Genomic DNA, 21902 nt, shown 5'->3' with positions numbered 1-21902 from the left:
GTCCGCTGTTTGCGTTACACTGGGGTCATTGAGGTGTCCATGGCATTTTCGACGGCTTTTTTTCCGGATGAAACCATTGTTTCTTCCAGGCGCATTCTGAATACTTCGTCTTCCTTTGCAAGAGCCAATCTTCTCTATCTTCAGGAAACCGGGAGGCTAAGGGCGCTGCAGGTTCATGCTTCGCACCGCAATTCGCTGTCTTCCTATCTGTTTTTTATGGTGCTCAAGGGCAGCGGAACCCTGCGAATCCATGAAAAGTGCTATGAGATGAAGAAGGGGGATTGTGCCTTCATTGACTGCATGGACGATTACAGCCATGAATCTTCGCCAGATTTCTGGCAGCTGGCGTGGGTCCATTTCAATGGGCCCAATATGCCTGCCATCTACGAAAAATACTGCAGCCGTGGTGGAAAAAACTGCTTTCATTCGGAAGAGCCTGAGAAATTTCTGAATGTATTGAACGATATCTATGTGACGGCCCAGGGCACTTCCTATATCCGCGATGTGGAACTGAATGAGGAACTCAGCCGGCTGATCACGGAGCTGATGCGCTACAGCTGGAATCCGGAAGATCAGAAAACGGTGCATAAAAAACTGGATCTGAATCGTCTGCGCGAATATCTGGATGCGCATTATACCGAGGAGATCCGCATTGATGATCTTGCGGCAAAGCATTTTGTAAATGCTTCGTACATGGAGCATTTATTCAAAGATGAAACCGGCATGACGATTACCGGATATCTGGCCAATCTGCGCATTACTACCGCCAAGAAATATCTGCGGTTTACGGATTGGAGCATTTCGAAAATCGCTCTTGCCTGCGGATACCGTGAGGCCAATTATTTTATCCGCAGCTTCCGAAAGGCGGAGGATATGACGCCGGGTGAGTTTCGCAGGCTGTGGCGGGGAGAACAATAAAGATGACAGAAGTTTACCATCCACTGGTCAGTATCATCATGACGACATATAACTGCGCCGATACGATCGATCGCACGCTGGCGGCCGTCGAGATGCAGGATTATGATTCGCTTGAAATTGTTATCAAAGACGGTGGATCCAAAGACGGCACTTGGCAGAAGCTGCAGGCGTTCCAGAATTCGAGCACACACAGGGTAATAGTCCGCCAGTCGGGGGATCAGGGCATTTATGATGCGATGAATCAGGGGTTTGCACTTTCACATGGCGATGTGCTTGCCTTCTGCAGCGATCTTCTGACCTATCCACAGGTGGTGAGTGATATGGTGCATGCCATTGCAGAAGGCGGGCCATCCTGTGTCGGGGCCCATGCGGATCTGGTGTATGCGCAGGGCGATGAAGTGAAGCGCTATTGGCATATGGGCCGGGGCAGAATTGAACAGGGATGGATGCCCGGCCATCCGACGCTGTATTTGAAGCGGCAGATTTATGAGACGTACGGTCTTTATGATGCCAACTACCGGATTGCGGCGGACTATGAGTTCATGATCCGTTTTCTGAAGGATCATCCGGATGATCTTGCCTATGTGCCGAAGGTCATTGTGAGCATGTATTACGGGGGAACCAGTACGGCATCCGCATCCAGCTACTGGAAGTCGCTGCAGGAGGCGACGCGGGCGCTGAAGCACAACGGCATTCCGCATCCCTGGCTGGTCAACGCTCGAAGAACGATCCGCCTGGTCCGCCAGATGCATGTTCGGCCCTGATCTGCTGTGAAAATTCGGTTGAAAAAGTTTTAGCACTCATATTGACATAGTGCTAAGAGGTGGATACTATAGGGGTTGTTGGTTAGCACTCGAATAGTTCAAGTGCTGATACATGGAGGTGTGAATAGGTATGTTAAAGCCGTTACATGATTATGTTGTTCTGGAAAAAGTAAAAGAGGAAGTCAAGACAGAGTCGGGCATCATTCTGACGACCAAGGAAGCCAAGGATGAGCCGTCCCTGGGCAAAGTAGTCGCTGTCGGTCCGGGCAAGACGGAAGATGGAAAGCTGATTTCGATCGAGCTCAAGAAGGGCGAGAAGGTTATTTACAAGAAGTATTCGGGAACGGATGTTACCTATAAGAAGGAAGATTATCTTCTGATTTCGGCCGATGATATTCTGGCCGTTGTCGAAGACTGAGAATTGAGAGGAGATCAATAAGAGTATGGCAAAGGATATTCAGTACGGAAAAGATGCCCGCGTCAAGATGCTGGCTGGCGTTAACAAGCTGGCGGATGCGGTAAAGGTTACGCTTGGTCCGAAGGGCCGCAACGTTGTTCTGGAGAAGAGCTATGGTTCACCGCTGATCACCAATGACGGTGTCACAATTGCGAAGGAAATCGAGCTCAAGGACAAGTATGAGAACATGGGCGCTAAGCTTGTCTATGAAGTTGCCAACAACACCAACGAGAAGGCTGGTGATGGCACGACAACGGCTACACTGCTGGCGCAGGCAATGATTACCAATGGCCTGAAGGCTGTTGATAAGGGTTCGAACCCTGTTCTGATGCGGGAAGGCATGGAGAAGGCTGCCCAGGCTGTTGCGGATGAGCTGCTGAAGAACTCCAAGAAGGTTTCGACTTCTGCTGATATCAAGAACATTGCGACGATTTCTTCCGGCAGTGAAGAGATTGGGTCCATCATCGCTGAGGCAATGGAGAAGGTTGGCCGCGATGGTGTCATCAATGTCGATGAGTCCAAGTCCTTCGAGACAGAGCTTGAAGTGACGGAAGGTCTGCAGTATGACAAGGGCTTTGTTTCTCCGTACATGGTTTCCGATCATGAGAAGAACGAAGTTGAGCTCGACAATCCGCTGATCATGGTTACGGATCAGAAGGTCAACACGATTCAGGATATTCTGCCGGTTCTCGAGGAAGTCGTGAAGGCAAACCGTGCGCTGCTGCTGATTGCGGATGATTATGACAACGAAGTCATGTCCACTCTCATCATCAACAAGCTGCGCGGCACGTTCAATGTTGTGGCTACCAAGTCTCCTGGCTTCGGTGACAACGGCAAGAATCAGCTCGCTGATATCGCATGCATGACGGGTGCGAAGTTCTATGCCAAGGATCTGAACATGAATCTGGCTGATATGACGATGGCTGATCTTGGCACGGCTAAGAAGGTTGTCGTTGGCAAGGATAAGACCACGATCATCGGCGGCCATGGCAAGAAGGCTGATATTGAGGCACGCGTTGAGGAGATCAAGGCTGCCATTGAGAATACGACTTCTGACTATGACAAGAAGAAGCTGCTGGAACGCCTTGGCAAGATGACCAATGGCGTGGCTCTGATCAAGGTCGGTGCTACGACGGAGACGGAACTCAAGGATAAGAAGCTCCGTATCGAAGATGCTCTGAACGCAACGAAGGCTGCAGTTGAAGAGGGTGTTGTATGCGGCGGCGGTCTTGCTCTGCTGCAGGCTTACAAGTCCGTTAAGGATTCTCTGAAGTCCGATGTTACGGATACCCAGAAGGGCATGAATGTTGTTCTGGATGCTCTCAAGGAGCCGATCATGCAGATTGCGGAGAACGCTGGCTATGATGGCAACGAAATCCTTGAGAAGCAGCTTGCTCAGAAGGGCAACGTTGGCTTCAATGCTAAGAACGGCGAGTGGGTTGACATGTTCAAGGCCGGCATCCTGGATCCGACCAAGGTTACCCGCAGTGCTCTGCTGAATGCGGCAAGCATCTCCGGCCTGTTCATCACAACGGAAGCTGCTGTGACGACGATTCCGGAACCGGCACCTGCTGCTGCACCTGCTCCGGCTGATTATTGATCCTGAACAGGAACGGAAAGGAATAGGAAGTATGGCTCGCAATCGAAACATTGCGGGCCTTTATTTATGCTATGATCTTCATCAGTGATGAATAAATATAAATACCTGTTTCGCAATATCGGCATTCTTGCCATCAGCAACTTCAGTGTGCAGCTGCTCGCTTTTTTTCTGGTTCCGTTATATACATCCATTCTGAGTACGGAAGAGTATGGAATCTATGATCTCTATACAACGACGATTACGCTGATGATTCCTGTTTTGACGATTGATATCCAGGATGCGGTGCTGCGCTTTACTCTGGACGGTTCGAAGGACCGTGATCGCCAGGTGCTTTCCTACAGCATGCGTCTGCTTCTGATCGGGGCGGCGGCGGTTGGCGTGTTTCTGCTGCTGAACGCAAGATTTTCCTTTGTAAAGATCATCAACGCATACCCGCTGTATTTTTTCTTTATGTATGTGAGTGTTGCCTTCTATCAGGTGATGCAGAATTTTGCCCAGGGGCTGAACCAGGTGAAGCAGGTCGGCTGGTCCGGCGTGATCTGTTCCCTGGTGTTTTTCGTTCTGAATATTTTCTTCCTCGTTGGTCTGCATCTCGGGCTGCGCGGTTATTTCCTTGCGACCATCCTTTCCCGGATCATTCCCATGATTTACCTTTCGTTTTCCACGAGCGTCGGCAGCTATCTTACCTTTGAGCCGACCGGGAATGATCTGAAGAAATCGATGAAGGAATACAGCGCTCCACTGATTGTGAGCCAGATCGGCTGGTGGATCACAAGCGCTTCGGACCGTTACTTTGTGACATGGTTCTGCGGTGTTGCTGAAAACGGCATTTATTCCATTGCTTATAAAATTCCGAATGTTCTGAATACGGTTCAGTCGCTGTTCAATCAGGCATGGGTGCTTTCCTCAGTCAAAGAATTTGATCCGCAGGACAGGGACGGTTTCTTTTCGAATATCTACGGCATGTACAACGTTGTAATGACGCTTGCCTGCGAACTGGTCATTCTTCTTTCGCGGTGGATTTCGTCGATCCTGTTTGCCAATGACTTCTACGGGGCATGGATCTTCATTCCGTTTCTGACGCTGGGTGCACTGTTCGGGGCACTTGCCCAGGTGTTCAACGGCATCTATACGTCGGTAAAGGAGTCGAAAGTTGCGGCAGTGACGACGGCGGCCGGTTCGATTACGAATATCATTCTGAATTTCATTCTGATTCTGAAGCTTGGAACGATCGGGGCGGCAATTGCGACATTCTTCTCCTATTTTGTGGTGTGGCTGATCCGGATTCTCGGCATTGGCAAATATATTCAGCTGAAGCTTCCGCTCGTTCGGCAGATTGTTTCCTATCTGCTGCTGGGCCTTCAAACCGGGCTGCTCTATGTGCTGGATGAGTCGTTGACCTATTATCTTGTTTCTTTGATCATCTTTGTTGTTCTTTTGATCCTTTACCGCAGTGAGATTGGCGGCATGCTGGATGGCATGAAGAACTACCGCCGGGCATGATCCGCATACCGGTTCTGTTTCGGCGGATTTTCGGCCGGGTGTATCATGATTACGGCAGACAGGCGGGGTGTTATGAAAGTTCTTCATTTGTGTTTGATTGGTCCGTTCACCGATGGATGGAATTATCAGGAAAATCTTCTGACGAAATACCATGCCCGAATGGGACTGGAAACGGTTGTTCTTTGTTCCCGGTGGCAATGGGGAAAAGATGGGAAACTTGTCCTGGCGGACTGCGATGACTTTGTAAATGCGGATCATGTCCATATCTGTCGTCTTGCGATCAAGGGAAAAGATCAGTTCCGCCGTGTCTTCAAACGGTATCGCGGACTGTATGAGGCGATGGAGGAAGAAAATCCGGATTACCTGTTCATTCACGGGGTGGCGTTTCTTGATACAAAGGTGATCGCCCGGTACCTGCGCAATCATCCTCATGTCATTGCCTATGCGGATAATCACTCTGACTTTACCAATACGGCCATGACCTGGGCTTCGAAAAACATTCTTCATAAGATCATCTGGCGCCATTACAGCCGGCTTCTATTGCCGTATGTGAAGAAGTTTTTCGGTGTTCTGCCTGCCCGCGTAGATTTTCTGATGGATATGTACGGGTTTCCGAAGGAAAAATGCGATCTTCTTGTCATGGGGGCTGATGATGATTTCGTTGAGGAAAGCAGAGATCCAGCTCTGATCGCACAGGTTCGCAGTACCTATCACATCGGCAAGGATGATTTTCTGATCGTTACCGGTGGAAAGATTGACCGCTACAAGGCACAGGTGCTGAATCTTCTTGCGGCGGTAGGAAAATGGAATCAGACGCACCAAAAGCGGGTCAGGCTGCTGGTGTTTGGATCCATTGATGAAGAATTAAAGCCGAAGGTACTGGATTATTGTGACGGGAAGGATATTCAGTACATCGGCTGGCAGGAAAACCGATCTACCTATCATTTGATTGCCTGTGCGGATCTTGCGGTTTATCCCGGTCGTCATTCGGTGCTCTGGGAACAGACGGCGGGTCAGGGAATCCCGTTAGTCGTCAAGGACTGGCCGGGTACGCATCATGTCGATGTTGATGGCAATGTTATTTTTCTGAAGCAGGACAATGCCGAGGAAATTGAGCAGGTCCTTGATTCATTGCTGAATCATGCGGAAATCTATCAGACAATGCGGGACAAGGCACAGGCATCTGCGCATCTGTTTCTTTATTCCAGCATTGCGCGTAAAGCCCTGGGAATGGAAAAAGCCTGAGGAATGTCCGCTTTTCAGCTATACTAGATAAGAATCGGCTCAGGTAAAGGAGGGAAGAAAATGGGAAAAGCAAAGAATCATTCATCGTTGAAACAGTTTCTGTATCATTTTTTCCTTGTCCTGAATGTAGTGCTTATGTGCGCTCCTTTTGCCATTGCCTGGTATACCTATTTCAACCATCATATTGCGGCACCGTTCTGGCAGCGCGGCAACTATCTAATGGTTGTGCTGTACGTCATTATGTATTCGCTGTTTGCCAACACCTATGATGCGTTCTGGGTTTCGAATTCGAGGGTTTCGGAGCTTGTTTACAGTCAGATGCTGGCGGCGGGAATCACGGAATTTCTGATGTTCATTGTGATCGCTCTGCTTGGTCAGAGCTTTTCTGTGTCATGGCCGGTGCTTCTTCTGATTCCGATCCAGCTTGGCATTTCCGTTGCGTGGTCCTATTTTGTCCGCGGATGGTATTTTCGTGTATTTCCTGCGCATCCGACAATCATCGTCTGGGAAAAGGAAAATCATCTGGAGGATGAGATCCGCCATGACCATCTGGAACGCAATTACCGGATTGTCGGTAAATATCAGACAAAGCAGTGCATTGAAAACCTGTCGCTGCTGGACTGTTGCGATACGGTGTTCCTGGCCGGCGTCCACAGTCATGATCGCAATGCGATTCTGAAGTATTGTGTGGAACATAACATCACTGCCTATGTGATGCCTCGGATCGGGGATATTATTCTCAGCGGTGCCAAGCGTGTCCATATGTTTCATGTGCAGATTCTGCGGGTGCAGCGGTACCATCCTCCTTTTTATTATCTTCTGGTGAAGCGGATCTTTGATATTATCTTCTCCTTGTTCTTCCTGGTTCTGCTGTCTCCGTTGATGCTTGTCATTTCCCTTTTGATCCGGCGGGATGGCGGACCGGCTTTTTACCGTCAGAAGCGGCTGACCAAGGATGGCAGGTCGTTTGAAATTCTGAAGTTCCGCAGTATGCGCGTGGATGCTGAGAAAGACGGTGTTGCCCGCCTGTCTACCGGCGAAAACGATGACCGCATTACGCCGATCGGAAAGTGGATCCGCAAGGTGCGGCTGGATGAACTTCCACAGCTGATCAATATTCTGAAGGGTGATATGACGATTGTCGGCCCAAGACCGGAGCGGCCGGAAATCGCTGCCGAGTATCAGGAAACGCTGCCGGAATTCAACCTGCGTCTGCAGGCGAAAGCCGGATTGACCGGTCTTGCCCAGGTTTACGGAAAATACAATACGAAGCCGTACGATAAGCTGCAGATGGACCTGATGTATATTTCCAATCCAAGTCTGATTGAAGATATCCGGATCATCTTCATGACACTGAAAATTCTGTTCCTGAAAGAATCGACGGAGGGAGTTGCCGAGGGACAGATCACTGCCGGTGAGTCAAAAGAATCCGATCGACCGTAATAAGCAGGCATGTCAGATGCCGCTGAAGCGTTTCGCAGCAGGGGAGAGAAGTTATGAGTTCAGCAGATCAGCATGATCCGCTTGTGTCCGTTGTGATGGCTACATTCAACGAAAAGCCGGATCTGGTTGGCAAATCCATTGCAAGCATTCTTGGGCAGACTTACCGGAATATTGAACTGTTGATTTTTGATGACAGTACAAATGCGGACACAAGGGAGAAAATCGATTCCTTCTGTCAGGATGAAAGGGTCCGGGTGTTTCGTTCTCCGGAACGCGTTGGCTTCGTAAAGTCATTGAATCAGGGTTTGAGAGCGGCTAAAGGGACTTACATCGCCCGGATGGATGGGGATGATATGGCTCTGCCAGAGCGGATCCGGAAGGAAGTGACGTTCCTGGAAAGCCATCCGGATATTTCTGTCGTTGGTGGGCAGATCAATATCATGGATGAGGATGACCGTATCATTTCCAGGCGTAAATATCCGCTTGGAGGCATCCGGCTGTATCTGTTCTCCTGTGCGAGAAATCCGATGGCCCATCCGACCGTCATGATGCGCAGGACATTGATTGATCAGGGATATCATTACGATGAAAGCCTGAAGATGTCGGAAGATCTCGATTTCTGGCTGCGTCTGCTGAATGACGGCTATCATATTGCAAATTTACCGGATGTCATTTTGAATTACCGTGTGCAGCGTGATTTTACTGCGAAGCGCAGTAGTGATACGCAGCGGAAGTATATGGCATATGTGCGGGACAGGAACTTCAGCGGACGTCATCCTTTCCACTCGATTCTTTCCAGTGCCTGCGGCTGGGCATTCAACCATGTTCCGGTCGGCACCATCAACAGGATGTACAGAAAAGAGAACAAACAATGATTATTACTAGGGCACCCTTTCGGGTAAGTTTCTGCGGCGGGGGAAGCGATCTTCCTTCCTTTTATGAAAAACACGGCGGATGTGTATTATCTACCTCGATCCGCAAGTATATGTATATTGCGCTTCATCAGTCCTTTCATCCGGATGAGATTGTTCTGAAGTATTCGCAGACGGAAATCGTTCACAGCTATGATGAGATTAAGCATAACTATTTCCGTCAGGTCCTTAAGAATATGAACGTTCAGGGTGTTGAAATCACCTCGATGGCGGACATTCCTTCAGGGACCGGTCTGGGCTCTTCAAGCACCTTTACGGTTGCTCTGCTTCATGCGCTGTATACGTATCGGGAAAAGTTTGTTTCCAAGTACAGTCTCGCCTCGGAAGCCTGCGATGTTGAGATCAATCAGCTCGGCAATCCGATCGGTAAACAGGATCAGTTTGCGGCAGCCTTCGGAGGCTTAAACTTCATTGAGTTCAAACCGAACGGTTATGTCGATGTGCAGCCCGTCGTCATGAAACAGGAAAGCTATCTTCAGCTGCAGAAGAATCTGCTGATGTTCTATCTTGGCGGCGAACATTCGGCATCTGCGATCTTAAAAGAACAGTCCGGCAGCATGCAGAGGGAAGAGGCGGATAAAACAGAAGCGCAGCTGAGGATGTGTGAGATTGCAAGAAAGCTGAAGGAAGAGCTGGAAAAGAACAACATCGATGCGATGGGTGAACTGCTGGATGAAAACTGGAAATTGAAGAAGACGCTTGCCAGCGGCATCAGTAATCCGCTGATTGATGAAACCTATGAGAAGGCAATGAAAGCCGGCGCACAAGGTGGAAAGCTGCTTGGCGCAGGAGGTGCCGGATTCATGCTGTTCTATGTGCCGGAAAACAGACAGAACAGTGTCAGGGATGCACTCTCGGATCTTCGTGAGATGCAATTCAGGATGGATAACAGCGGATCTTCGATTATCCATGTTGAGCATGACAACGTCGATTAATCGTTCCGTTTTTTGATCCAAATGTAAGTGTACAAGGGGAAGATGAAGTTATGAATCTTTGCTGGAGAATGGCAAACCGGATGTATCAAAGAAAAGCAAAGTGGCTTTTCCCTTTTGCTCGGTTTTTTGAACTTTTATCATTTAAATTCGGGGATAACGCTGTTTCCGCAAATGCCGAAATTGGTGAAGGAACCGTTTTTAACCACCGGGGCCTTGGGTGTGTGACCCTGCAGCATACTAGGATTGGAAAGAACTGCAGAATTGCATGCAATGTGACAATCGGTGCCAGATGGTCGGATCAGGCCGAGGATGGAGCACCGGAGATTGGGGATGATGTTGTCATTGGTGCCGGGGCTGTCATTCTTGGGCCTGTTCACATCGGTGATGGTGCACATATCGGTGCAAACGCTGTTGTCCTGGGCGATGTTCCCCCTGGTGCGACAGCAGTCGGGGTGCCTGCCCGGATTATTATGAAGAAGGAGTAAGAGAGATATGAACATACTGGTAGCTGGTGGTGCTGGATTTATCGGAAGCCATTTGATGAATCAATTTCTGGAGAGCGGAAATACAGTCATCTGTGCCGATAAGCTGATCATGGGAGATCAGAACATTCAGCATCTGATGGGCAATCCGAATTTCCGGTTTTACAGGATGGAACTTGCGGATCAGAAAAATGTTGAACGGCTCTTTGAGGAAAACAGGATTGATGCAGTGTATCATCTGGCAGCAAATTCCGATATTCAGAAGGGTGGAAGACAGCCGGATATTGATTTTAACGATACTCTGCTGACGACACGGGCGCTGCTTGAAGGGATGCGGAAGAATGGAGTGAAAAATCTGTTCTTTGCGTCGACGTCTGCGATCTATGGCGATATGAAGGATCAGGTTCTGGATGAAAAGACCGGCGGCGTGAAACCGGCTTCCTATTACGGTGGTGCCAAGCTTGCTTCGGAAGCACTGATCTATTCCTATACCAATATGAACGACATGAATGTCGTTATTTTCCGTTTCCCGAATGTCATCGGACCGCGTCTTACACACGGCGTGATTTTTGATTTTATCCACAAGCTTCAGAAAAACCCGAAGGAACTTGAAATTCTCGGTGATGGGACGCAATGCAAACCGTATATCTATGTTCTGGACCTTGTTGAGGCAATCATTGATTTGACAAAGGAATTCAGACCGGGCGCTGAAGTCTATAACATTTCTGTGGAATCCGAAGGAACAACGGTTACCAGAATCGCTGACATTATCTGTGAAGAGATGGGGCTTTCCAATGTCTCTTACAAGTACACCGGCGGGAAAACCGGCTGGAAGGGTGACGTTCCGCGGTTTCAATATGACATCTCCAAGGTTCTGAGCACCGGCTGGAAGCCGAAGCATACTTCGGATGAGGCGGTACGTCAGACTGTAAAAGATGTTCTTGCCGCAATGAGAGGCTGACATGCAGGCCGTAATTATGGCCGGCGGCAAAGGAACACGACTTGCGTCGGTGACGCAGGACATTCCCAAGCCCATGGTTTCGATCAATGGAAAACCGCTGCTGGAACATCAGATCGAAAATCTGAAAAGCAGCGGTGTCAATGACATCATCCTGGTGATCGGCTATCGCGGCGATGTCATCAGGAATTATTTCGGTGATGGGCAGCGCTTTGGCGTGAATATCACTTATTTCACGGAAGAGACGCCTCTTGGTACGGCAGGTGCCATTGCTGAGTTGAAGGACAGGCTGGAGGAAAATTTCTTTCTTGTCTTCGGCGACCTTTTTATCGATATTGATTACCAGCGCTTTATGAAGTTTCATCTGGATCATGAGGCACTGATAACCCTTTTTGTACATCCGAATTCCCACCCCTATGACAGCGATATTGTCATTGCGGATCCCGAGGGAAGAGTAAGCGGCTGGAGCTTTAAGAACTCTGAGCGGCTTCAGAATTTTCCAAATCTCACCAATGCCGGTGTCTATGTGATGAACCGAAGAATCGCATCCATCACTCATACCATTCAGGAATCAAAAAACAGCCGCAAGATTGATCTTGAGAAGGATGTCATTACGAACCTGATCCAGGATGAGCGGATCTTTGCCTATCACAGCACGGAATATGTGAAGGATATCGGAACGCCAGAGCGCCTGGCAAAAGCGGAGCAGGATATCAGAAACCATATTCCGCAGCATCGCAATCTCAGAAAAATACAGAAGTGTATTTTCCTTGACCGGGACGGGACAATCAATCAGTACGTTGGTTATCTGCGGGATCCCGGCCAGATGAAGCTGGAGCCGGGTGCCGCTGAGGCAGTACGGATGATCAATGCGTCAGAATATCTTTGCATTGTCATCACTAATCAGCCCGTCATCGCGAGAGGGGAAGTGTCATTTGAGCGTCTGGACGCAATTCATAATAGAATGTACACAGAGCTTGGGACTGAAGGTGCTTATCTCGATGGTCTGTATTTCTGTCCACACCATCCGGATCGGGGATACAGGAATGAAGTTGCGGAGCTGAAAATAGTCTGTGACTGCCGGAAGCCGAAGATCGGGCTTCTGAAACGTGCGGAACAGGATTATCATGTGGACCTGAAAAATTCATGGTTTATCGGAGATACCGGTATTGATGTTCAGACCGGCTTCAATGCAGGAATGCACACAATTCTCCTTGCGTCCGGCGATCCCGCCAAGCGCCTGGATCAATATCCGGCAAAGCCTGAATTTACGGCCGAAAACCTTCTTGATGCGGTGAAAATGATCATAAAGGAGTAAATCAATGTATACAGTCGATTATAAACCGAAGCTGCAGGATTATCTGAATAAGGAAATTGAGGTGTTGAAGTCTCTTGACCTGGATCAGATCAATACCGTGATGAATGTGCTGGAAGAGGCCAAGGATCAGGGGAAAACAACCTATATCTGCGGCAATGGTGGAAGTGCGGCGACGGCCAGTCATTTTGTATGTGATTTCAATAAGGGACTCAATGATGAAGCATCCCAGTACAACTTCGTCTGCCTTTCGGACAACACACCGATCATGATGGCCATCAGTAATGATATCGGCTATGAAGAAACCTTCCGCTATCAGATTAAGGGAAGAATCAAGGCGGGAGATATTTTCTTCGGTATCTCAGGATCCGGCAACAGTGCCAATGTTGTCAATGGAATGGAATATGCTAAAAACGTCGGCGCCAAAACGATTGCCCTGGTTGGCTATGATGGCGGCAGGATGAAGCAGATTGCCGACTACTGCATTCACGTGAATGTGAACAATATGCAGATTGCCGAAGACGTCCATATGATTATGGACCATCTTATGATGTATACACTGAAGAATATGGGGCCGGGTGACAAGTGATCATCCTGATTTAGATTTTTCAGGTGTAACAGGGATGATGTAATGATCAAAGTACTGATGGTCGTTGTAAATCTTTATAAGGAGCAGGGGGTATCCAGCTTTGTGATGTCCTATTTCAGGGAACTTGACCACAATGCTGTACACATGGATTTTGCTCTTCTTCATGATGTTCCGACTCCTTATTATGATGAAATAAAAAAGGCGGGAGGAAAGATCTATATCCTCCCTTCTTTGAAGAATTTTTCCGCTCATATTAACAAATGCAAAGAGATCCTTCGTGAAGGAAACTACGATGTGGTATCGGATAATTCTCTGCTAGTAACAATACCAATGATGCAGTGCGCCAGGAAGTATGGTGTTCCGGTCCGGATTCTGCATGCACACTCGACAAGGCTCAGCAGTAATCCAGTAAAGGAAAAAATAGAAAAAGCAGTTCTTCCGATTCTGAAACACCAGTGCACGGACTTTTGCGCCTGCGGCAACAAAGCGGGAGAATCCTTTTTCGGCAGGGAACCGTTTACCGTCGTTCCAAATGTGATTTCTTCCGAAACCGCTGCCTTTGATCATTTGAAGAGAGACGAAGTCCGCCGGACCATGAACGTGAGTGATCGCATTGTGATCGGATCGGTAGGCCGTATTTCGCGCGAAAAGAATCCATTCTTTGCAGTGGATGTGATTGAGCAGGTTTCAAAGAAAATCCCGAATGTAAAATACTGGTGGATCGGCAGCGGAGATATGGATGAAGAACTCCGGGAATATGTAAAAAAGAAAGAATTAATAATGGCGATATTTTCTTTGGGATTTCTAGCTCCGGAAACAGTGCAAATGTTGTTAATGGAATGGAATATGCAAAGAGTATTGGAGCGAAGACAATTGCCCTGGTAGGATATGAGGGTGGTAAGCTCAAAAAAATAGCTGATTATTGTATTCATGTAAATGTGAATAACATGCAGATTTCTGAAGATCTCCATATGATAATGGATCATTTGATGATGTACACATTAATGAACATGAATTCACAGAAAGATTGAAAAGCAAACGCACAGCTGTATTGAATGATATTGTTGATATTGACCTAGTAGCTTGCTGATAAGGTGATATAGTATTTGAACTAGGGCTTATAAGGACATCTTTATTTCAATACATCAAGTCGTGCTTACCAGCCCGAAACAAAAAACTGATTTTTCTGCAGTCTTGAAAAAATCAATCTTTTGATTATAAATGCAATTATTGTTAGCAAAATCAGCATAGTGATTCTATTTCTTCGCTAAGTGATAGTAGAAGTCTTTTTTACAACTAATAAAACCTTTGATATGAATATAAAAGATGGTTTAAAAAATGCTATTCCTGATGAAATATACCTCAGATACAGGTATAAAAAGATTTTCGGTAGGAAATTAAATTTATCAAATCCTCAAACTTATAATGAGAAATTACAGTGGCTTAAGCTGCATGACCGAAAACCTATTTATACAACTATGGTTGATAAATATGCGGCAAAAAGATATGTAAGCAATATTATAGGTTCTCAATATATTATTCCTACTCTAGGAGTATGGACTTCTGTTGATGATATTGACTTTAATGAACTTCCAAATCAATTTGTATTAAAAACGACACATGATTCTGGTGGAATCATTATAGTAAAAGATAAGCAATTATTTTTAAACAATCAAACGTTATTTAATATTTCAAAGCGAAAATTGGAAAATTCTCTAAGACGAAATTATTATTATGTTGGAAGGGAATGGCCGTATAAAGATGTCAAGCCTCGAATAATTGCTGAACAATACATGCAAGATTCATCTTCAAATAGTATGAAAGATTTTGAGTTTTCTTGTTTTCATGGAATTGCCAGGTGCTTAAAAGCAGACTTCGATAAGTTCATATTAAGCCAAGCGAATTATTTCGATGCGAAAGATAATATTTTTGACTTTAGTGAAATTGATTTCCCAACTGTCTCTGATAACATGTTTTTTTTAAACAACACATACATTAGTCAGGTGGAACAGTTGGCTAAGGAATTAGCACAATCTAACAATTTTCTGAATGCAGACTTTTATGATGTAAAAGGGGAGAAATATTTCGGAGAATTATCATTCTATCCTGCGTCTGCTTTCCAAAAGTATGCATCGGAGAAAACAAACAAATTGATGGAAAACTGGGTTTCAATCAATGGTGGATTGATAACCAAAGTAAAAGATATTTATGTCCGATTACAATACAAGGCTTTAAATGATTATAAAGTCTTTACTTTTGATGGAGTGGTTGACAGTGTGATGGTTTGCACTGAGCGTGAAAAAGGTAAACCTAAGTTTCGCTTTTATGACAAAAATTGGAACAGATTAATGTATAACAAACCAGAAATAGAACCAAAAGGGGATATACAGCGTCCAGTAAATTTGAATGAATTAATAAGCATTTCGGAAAAGCTGGGGAAGGGGCATCCGCAATTACGTGTTGATTTGTATGATATTAATAGCAAAATCTACTTTGGAGAGTTGACTTTTTTTAATCAGAGTGGTTTTGATACTGATATATCTTTTGACACAGATGTTTATTGGGGAAAGAAAGTAAAACTCGATATGAATAACTAGTACAGAGACTATTGGCGAAATCGGATATTCAGTCATTGTTTTAGTTCATGATCTAGTGGCGGCAGCATTACAACAGTCTTGAAATGAATATCAGAGAGAATCTTCTGTGCTCAAAACGGTGCATGTTGTACTTTAATATTGGATGAATTAATTGTTTGAGCTATTCAAAAAATAGGTTTCAGTTGGGCTTTGGTGAATTATAAAATACAATGAACATTATGCATAGAAAGGCCAGTGCATAAGGCTCATCTTGCGTATTGATGAAAGGTACATATTTATGGCTGTCAAAATTGTAATTGGTGCTGATCTCGTCCCAACTGATAGTAACCATTACCTATTTAAGAATGGAAATGTAAGTGAGTTGATTGGCGATAAAATATATAGAAAAATCAAATCTGCAGATTTTTCAATCTTTAATTTGGAAGTGCCACTTGTTGATAATGGGAACCCTATATTAAAATTTGGCCCAAATTTGATTGCTTCAACAGATAATATCAAAGGATTGAAAGAAATTAATCCTTTCTTCTTTAACTTGGCAAATAATCACATTTTAGACCAAGGGGCAGAAGGTTTAAAAAGTACCGTAGATGTTCTTGATAAGGCTAATATTGCGCACGCCGGCGCAGGCAGGAATGTTGCTGAAGCGGCATTACCATATATCACTGAAATTAATGGATTAAGAATTGGTATTTATTGCTGTGCAGAACATGAATTTACTACGGCAAATGAGAACGCTTCAGGGGCTAATCCATTTGATCCGTTAAATAGCCTTGATCATATTTATGATTTAAAGAATAAAACTGACTATGTAATCGTTTTATATCATGGGGGAAAAGAAAATTATCGGTACCCATCGCCTCATCTTCAGAAGGTATGTAGAAAACTGATTGACAAGGGTGCTAATCTTGTTGTTTGCCAGCATAGCCATTGTATTGGTTCTATGGAAAATTGGAATAATGGCACTATTGTGTATGGACAAGGCAATTTTCTGTTTGATGGCAGTGACGATGATTCTTGGATGACAAGCTTGTTGATTGACTTGGATATTACTAGGGAAAATGGAAATATTATATCGTCCATTAATTTTATTCCGCTTTGTAAGCAAAAAGAAAAAGTTCGCCTGGCAGATGGTGATGAAGCTTTTAAAATATTAAATGGTTTCAGGGAGCGTTCACAAGAAATTAAAAATCCAGAATGCGTCAACCGGCATTATCAGGAGCTTGCGGACAGTTCGATTAATAACTATTTATCTACTGTATCTGGGAAAAAGAGTCTTCTTTTCCGCATAATAGATAAATTATCAGGGCATAAATTTAATAGACTGGTTATTAGTAAGAGATTTGACAAAAACGCATTAACTGGGGTAAGAAATTACATTGAATGCGAAGCACATCACGAATTACTTCTCCAGGGGATTAATGATAAGTTATTTTCAAATAAACAGGGATGATGGGAAATAGTAAAGAACTTACAAGGAATCAAAAGTTTAAATTAAATACAATAACTGCTTTAATTAAGCAAATTGCAGCACTTATTTCCGGCTTGATTTTACCAAGATTTATTCTTCTTTATTATGGCTCTGATGTTAATGGATTAATATCATCAATAACTCAATTCCTGGATTTCATTACCCTTCTAGAAATGGGAATCGGGCCTGTAATACAATCAAATTTGTATAAACCATTAGCCGAAAAAGATAATAAGATGATTAGCAAAATCTATGCTTCGGCTTCAAAGTTTTTTAAGAAAATTGGATACATTTTTATAATATATATTATTGTCCTGATAGTATTTTACCCGCGACTGGTAAATTCAAATTTTGATTATGGATTTACTGTTTCATTGATAGTGATAATATCACTAAGTACTTTGGCTGAGTATTTTTTTGGAATGACATATCAGTTACTGCTGAATGCCGATCAACTGGCATGGGTTCAGCTCTCCGTACAGACAATGTGTATTTTTGCTAATGCAATTATTTGCATTCTTTTAATAGTGAATGGTCAGGATATTCGCTGGGTAAAAGGCGTCACTTCAATAATCTATGTTATTAAGCCGTGTCTTTTAGCTACCTATGTCCATAAGCATTATGATATTGACTTCCATATTACCTATTCCGAGGAGCCAATTAAGCAAAAATGGAATGGTTTCACTCAGCATCTTGCAGCTGTTGTTAACAGTAGAACTGATGTTATCATTTTGACCATTGCTAGTACTTTATCGAATGTTTCTATCTACAATATATATTTTCTTATTGTAAATGGAATAGAGCAAATAATTATGACTGCTATGACAGGGCTAGAAGCTATGTGGGGCAATATGCTTGCAAACAAGGAAATTATCTCATTAAATAAATCTTTTTCAACGGTTGAAGCAATGGTTCATTTTCTGGTAAGTCTATTATTTTCTGTGACGGCAATTCTTATTACTCCCTTTGTTCTTTGGTATACAAGAGGGGTGACCGATGCAAATTACAATGCTCCTATATTTGGAATGTTATTATCTTTTGCTTATGCTGTCGAATGCTATAGGATTCCATATTTCAGAATGATTAAAGCGGCTGGTCATTATAAGCAAACGCAGTGGGCAAGCTTGATTCAACCATGTATTAATATTGCAATTTCAGTTCTGGCAGTAAAAAGATTTGGCCTTATAGGAGTCGCAATTGGAACATTCGTAGCAATGCTTTATCATACAATATACTTTGCATGGTATTTGAAAGACAACATTATTAATAGGCCTTTTGTTTTCTTCGTTAAGCATATGATTGTTGATCTAATGACTATTATGTTGATTTTACTGACTTGCAATCCACTGGTAGGGTGGATGAATATCAACACAATTGGTACATGGATAGTTGGAGCAATCATTGTATTAAGTTTAGCAACTGCAGAAAGTTTATTAATTTCTTTTGTATTTTATAGCAGAGAGACAAAAGAAATGTTGAATACATTTCATAGAAAAGTTTTTGGGAGGTAATCATTCTAAATGATTCAAAATGATCTTTAAAGATGATTCAGGGATCAGGTAAAAGTCAGGGAACCAAATCAAACGCTATTTTGCTACCTGAAAGTAATGTAATGCCTAGAAATCTTTCCACTTTCGAGTGCTGATAATCGGTCGCTCCGGATCTTTGACTTGCTGCCTTCGTCTTTTTCTAATTGCATTTCTGTAAATCTTTAATGAGTATTTCGCATGGAACTAGGTGAAATGAATTATGGGGTATAATTAAAAACATTATGGAGGGCTCCAACGATGATCCCCAAAATTATTCATTACTGCTGGTTCGGTGGAAAACCGCTTCCCCCAACGGTGCAGAAATGCATTGATAGCTGGAAAAAATACTGCCCGGATTATGAAATCCGGGTATGGAATGAAAAGACCTTTCCCCTCTCTTCCTGTGCCTATGCAGAAGAGGCCTATCGAAACAAAAAATGGGCATTTGTAACTGACTATGTTCGATTTGACGTTCTTTATCACTATGGGGGCGTTTATTTTGATACGGACGTGGAATTGATTAGGAGCATTGATGATCTTATTGAGAAGGGACCGTTCATGGCAATGGAAGGTCAAAATGAATGTACGGTTGCTACGGGACTGGGAATGGCAGCTGACATAAATAATCCTTTCATTGCTGAGATCCTGAATTATTATCAGCATTCCCATTTCGAAGGGGAGGATGGTTACTTGTCGACGCGTAATACAGTTGTGAGTATTGTGACGAACTTGCTGAAAAAAGAAGGTTTTATAAATGAAAATAGCATTCAACAGGTTGCTGGATTTACCATTTATCCTCCGGATTGGTTCTGCCCATATGATTACAGTACAGGAATTTTGACGATTACTGATAATACACGTTCAATACATCATTATGATGCTTCGTGGAAAACGGATAAGGAGAAAAAGTGGCAGGAATATAGAGTGCAGTTTGCACAAAAGCACGGTTCGGAAAGTGCAAATCGTTGGTTCAATAATCCTATTGTACGTTGCATTGGCTCTCTTTATCGTAATGGGTTCAAAGGCTCTCTTCAGATTGTTAAATCACTGTTAAATAATAAGAGACGATAAGCTGGCATTTATATGAAGACAAAGCTTGTGTATATTCTGACATCTACAAATGAGGATATCTATTCAGAAGAAACTGCTCTTTCCATGCATTCCGCACGATTTCATAACCCTAATTCTGTGATCTGTCTCCTTGTGGATGACAAAACCAGAGAAACGTTAAAAGGGAAGCGTGGAAAAATCTGGAAATATGTAGATGAGGTTCATGAAATCCCCGTATCCTCATCCTTTACGAATACACAAAAATCACGTTTATTAAAGACATCTGCAAGAAATGAAATCTCCGGTTCTATGCTCTACTTGGATTCAGACACAATTATCTGCGGTGATCTTTCCCCTCTGGATAAAATGCAGATGGATATAGGCGCTGTTCTTGACCTTCATTCACCGGTTGAATCATGGAATTCTGAACTTGTTGCCACCTATAATGCGAGGCTTGCAAAGCTCGGCGGATCTATTTCTCCTGAGGTATCGTTTTATAATGGAGGAGTCATTTATTCAAAGGACACTAAGCTGGCGCACGAGTTTTATCAGACATGGCAATCGTATTATATAGAGACGATGAAACAGGGGATGAGCACTGATCAGCCTGGATTATATATGACAAATATCAAATATCAAAATGTCATTAGAGAGCTGCCGCCTGTTTACAACTGTCAGATCATTAAACAGGTCTTTGCCTTTCCACTGATCATTCATTATTTTTCAACACAGGTTTCAAATAGCTCTTCGTTTGCTGTAAGGATCCCTTTGCTGACTGAGGAACTTATGCAGCGGGTCAAAGACAGTGATGAAATCCCAATGGATATACAGAAGATGATTGAGGAGCCTCGGCAATTGCTGTGTGAGCCTCTTGTATCTTATTACGATGCATTTCAGACTTCAGCGGTTATTGTTTCAAAAAAGTTGTATGAAAGCCATGACGCAACTTTACGGCGGCAGTTTGCTTTCCTCAACTGGCTGGCAAAGTGGATGAACCGCTTTGATAATAAAGTGTTAGGGAAAAAGTGAGGTTATTGGAATGAAGGAAACGATTAATCTGGAAAATAAAACAGTATTTATTACAGGTGCTGCAGGTTTTATTGGAGGCGCTTTAGCAAAACGCTTGTTGGAATCTTTCCCTGGAATTCAGGTAATCGGGCTGGATAATCTGAATTCATATTATGACGTTAATCTGAAGAAATACCGTCTTCAGCAATTATCATCGTATCCCAATTTTCATTTTGTTAAAGGCAATCTCGAGGATAAGGATACTGTAGAGAATATCTTTTCTTCCTACCCTGTTCAGGTAGTCGTAAACCTAGGGGCCCAGGCCGGGGTGCGCTATTCGATCGAGAATCCTGATGCATACATTCAATCTAATATTGTTGGCTTCTTCAACATTCTTGAGGCATGCCGCCATTCTTCCACTATTGCACATCTTGTATATGCATCGAGTTCTTCAGTCTATGGAGGAAATGATAAAGTCCCATTCTCAGTAAAGGATCGGGTAGATACTCCAGTATCGCTCTATGCTGCGACAAAGAAATCTGATGAGTTACTGGCGCATGCATATGCTAAGTTATTCAATATTCCTTGTACCGGTTTAAGATTTTTTACGGTATATGGTCCGGCAGGCAGACCGGATATGGCTTATTTTGGATTTACTAACAAGCTGCTGTGCGGAGATAAAATCCGTATTTTCAATTATGGAAAATGTCAGCGCGATTTTACTTACATTGATGACATTGTGGAAGGAATCGTACGTGTAATGCAGGGCGCTCCTGCAAAGAAGAATGGGCGTGATGGGTTGCCGATTCCTCCTTATGCAATTTATAATATTGGAAATTCTCATCCGGAAAACCTAATGGATTTTGTGGCGATTCTTGAAAAAGAATTGGTTCTTGCTGGTTTGTTGCCAAATGATTTTGATCTTGCTCAGCACATGGAACTTGTTGCTATGCAGCCCGGGGATGTGGCTGTAACCTACGCAGATACCAGTGAACTTGAAAAAGACTTTGGCTACAAACCATCAACTGATCTGCAGACAGGGCTGCACAGGTTCGTACAATGGTACTGTAGCTTTTATGGCAATAATTTTTAAAATGCTCATGGCTTTG

Annotated in this window: 21 protein-coding genes; all 21 read left to right on the top strand. The window is 44.0% G+C overall.

Annotated features, from left to right (window positions below):
• The first annotated feature begins 39 nt into the window (after positions 1-39).
• The 21 genes from C1714_RS11470 to C1714_RS11370 all read left to right on the top strand — a co-directional run bounded on the left by C1714_RS11470 (position 40) and on the right by C1714_RS11370 (position 21886).
• Entirely contained in the window at positions 40-918 is an 879-nt protein-coding gene (locus tag C1714_RS11470) for an AraC family transcriptional regulator (RefSeq protein WP_102343384.1), read from the top strand.
• A 2-nt stretch (positions 919-920) separates the two neighbouring features.
• Complete coding sequence (locus C1714_RS11465) at positions 921-1682, top strand: glycosyltransferase (RefSeq protein ID WP_102343383.1); 762 nt, start codon at positions 921-923, stop codon at positions 1680-1682.
• 130 nt (positions 1683-1812) lie between these two features.
• Positions 1813-2100, top strand: coding sequence for a co-chaperone GroES (locus C1714_RS11460; RefSeq protein WP_102343382.1), 288 nt, complete (start codon positions 1813-1815; stop codon positions 2098-2100).
• A 25-nt stretch (positions 2101-2125) separates the two neighbouring features.
• Complete coding sequence (gene groL / locus C1714_RS11455) at positions 2126-3739, top strand: chaperonin GroEL (RefSeq protein ID WP_102343381.1); 1614 nt, start codon at positions 2126-2128, stop codon at positions 3737-3739.
• A gap of 87 nt (positions 3740-3826) precedes the next feature.
• The gene (locus C1714_RS11450) at positions 3827-5242 is read left to right on the top strand and encodes a lipopolysaccharide biosynthesis protein (RefSeq protein ID WP_102343380.1); all 1416 of its coding nucleotides are present in this window, start codon (positions 3827-3829) and stop codon (positions 5240-5242) included.
• Positions 5243-5314: 72 nt separating this feature from the next.
• On the top strand, positions 5315-6487 hold the full coding sequence (locus C1714_RS11445) for a glycosyltransferase family 4 protein (protein WP_102343379.1): 1173 nt from the start codon (positions 5315-5317) through the stop codon (positions 6485-6487).
• A gap of 60 nt (positions 6488-6547) precedes the next feature.
• Positions 6548-7930 (top strand): sugar transferase, encoded by a 1383-nt coding sequence (locus C1714_RS11440; protein WP_102343378.1) that lies wholly within the window; start codon positions 6548-6550, stop codon positions 7928-7930.
• Between the two features lie 53 nt (positions 7931-7983).
• Positions 7984-8805: a glycosyltransferase gene (locus C1714_RS11435; RefSeq protein ID WP_102343377.1), complete on the top strand. Its 822-nt coding sequence runs from the start codon at positions 7984-7986 to the stop codon at positions 8803-8805.
• Complete coding sequence (locus C1714_RS11430) at positions 8802-9797, top strand: GHMP family kinase ATP-binding protein (RefSeq protein WP_102343376.1); 996 nt, start codon at positions 8802-8804, stop codon at positions 9795-9797. Before C1714_RS11435 ends, C1714_RS11430 begins: the two co-directional genes overlap by 4 nt.
• 272 nt (positions 9798-10069) lie before the next feature.
• On the top strand, positions 10070-10282 hold the full coding sequence (locus C1714_RS14465) for a serine O-acetyltransferase (RefSeq protein WP_245305122.1): 213 nt from the start codon (positions 10070-10072) through the stop codon (positions 10280-10282).
• Between the two features lie 7 nt (positions 10283-10289).
• Positions 10290-11240, top strand: a complete 951-nt coding sequence (locus C1714_RS11420; protein WP_102343374.1) for an NAD-dependent epimerase/dehydratase family protein — start codon at positions 10290-10292, stop codon at positions 11238-11240.
• Position 11241: 1 nt separating this feature from the next.
• Complete coding sequence (locus tag C1714_RS11415; RefSeq protein WP_102343373.1) at positions 11242-12555, top strand: HAD-IIIA family hydrolase; 1314 nt, start codon at positions 11242-11244, stop codon at positions 12553-12555.
• A 4-nt stretch (positions 12556-12559) separates the two neighbouring features.
• The gene (locus tag C1714_RS11410) at positions 12560-13141 is read left to right on the top strand and encodes an SIS domain-containing protein (RefSeq protein ID WP_102343372.1); all 582 of its coding nucleotides are present in this window, start codon (positions 12560-12562) and stop codon (positions 13139-13141) included.
• 42 nt (positions 13142-13183) lie between these two features.
• Complete coding sequence (locus tag C1714_RS14315) at positions 13184-14026, top strand: glycosyltransferase (RefSeq protein ID WP_102343371.1); 843 nt, start codon at positions 13184-13186, stop codon at positions 14024-14026.
• Positions 13915-14172: an SIS domain-containing protein gene (locus C1714_RS14720; RefSeq protein ID WP_425349066.1), complete on the top strand. Its 258-nt coding sequence runs from the start codon at positions 13915-13917 to the stop codon at positions 14170-14172. The genes C1714_RS14315 and C1714_RS14720 overlap by 112 nt, the downstream gene beginning before the upstream one ends.
• Positions 14173-14454: 282 nt before the next feature.
• On the top strand, positions 14455-15738 hold the full coding sequence (locus C1714_RS11395) for an ATP-grasp fold amidoligase family protein (protein WP_102343369.1): 1284 nt from the start codon (positions 14455-14457) through the stop codon (positions 15736-15738).
• A 277-nt stretch (positions 15739-16015) separates the two neighbouring features.
• Positions 16016-17188: a CapA family protein gene (locus C1714_RS11390; RefSeq protein ID WP_102343368.1), complete on the top strand. Its 1173-nt coding sequence runs from the start codon at positions 16016-16018 to the stop codon at positions 17186-17188.
• Positions 17188-18717 (top strand): lipopolysaccharide biosynthesis protein, encoded by a 1530-nt coding sequence (locus tag C1714_RS11385; RefSeq protein ID WP_167850046.1) that lies wholly within the window; start codon positions 17188-17190, stop codon positions 18715-18717. The genes C1714_RS11390 and C1714_RS11385 overlap by 1 nt, the downstream gene beginning before the upstream one ends.
• A 276-nt stretch (positions 18718-18993) precedes the next feature.
• The gene (locus C1714_RS11380; protein ID WP_102343366.1) at positions 18994-19806 is read left to right on the top strand and encodes a glycosyltransferase family 32 protein; all 813 of its coding nucleotides are present in this window, start codon (positions 18994-18996) and stop codon (positions 19804-19806) included.
• Positions 19807-19818: 12 nt separating this feature from the next.
• Positions 19819-20814, top strand: a complete 996-nt coding sequence (locus C1714_RS11375) for a glycosyltransferase (protein ID WP_102343365.1) — start codon at positions 19819-19821, stop codon at positions 20812-20814.
• Between the two features lie 10 nt (positions 20815-20824).
• Positions 20825-21886, top strand: coding sequence for an NAD-dependent epimerase/dehydratase family protein (locus C1714_RS11370; RefSeq protein WP_102343364.1), 1062 nt, complete (start codon positions 20825-20827; stop codon positions 21884-21886).
• Positions 21887-21902 lie beyond the last annotated feature (16 nt).

The sequence above is a fragment of the Galactobacillus timonensis genome, assembly GCF_900240265.1.
Lineage (GTDB): Bacteria > Bacillota_I > Bacilli_A > Erysipelotrichales > Erysipelotrichaceae > Bulleidia > Bulleidia timonensis.
The sequence above is the reverse complement of the archived record's forward strand: the minus strand, read 5'-3'. Positions and strand labels throughout refer to the sequence as shown.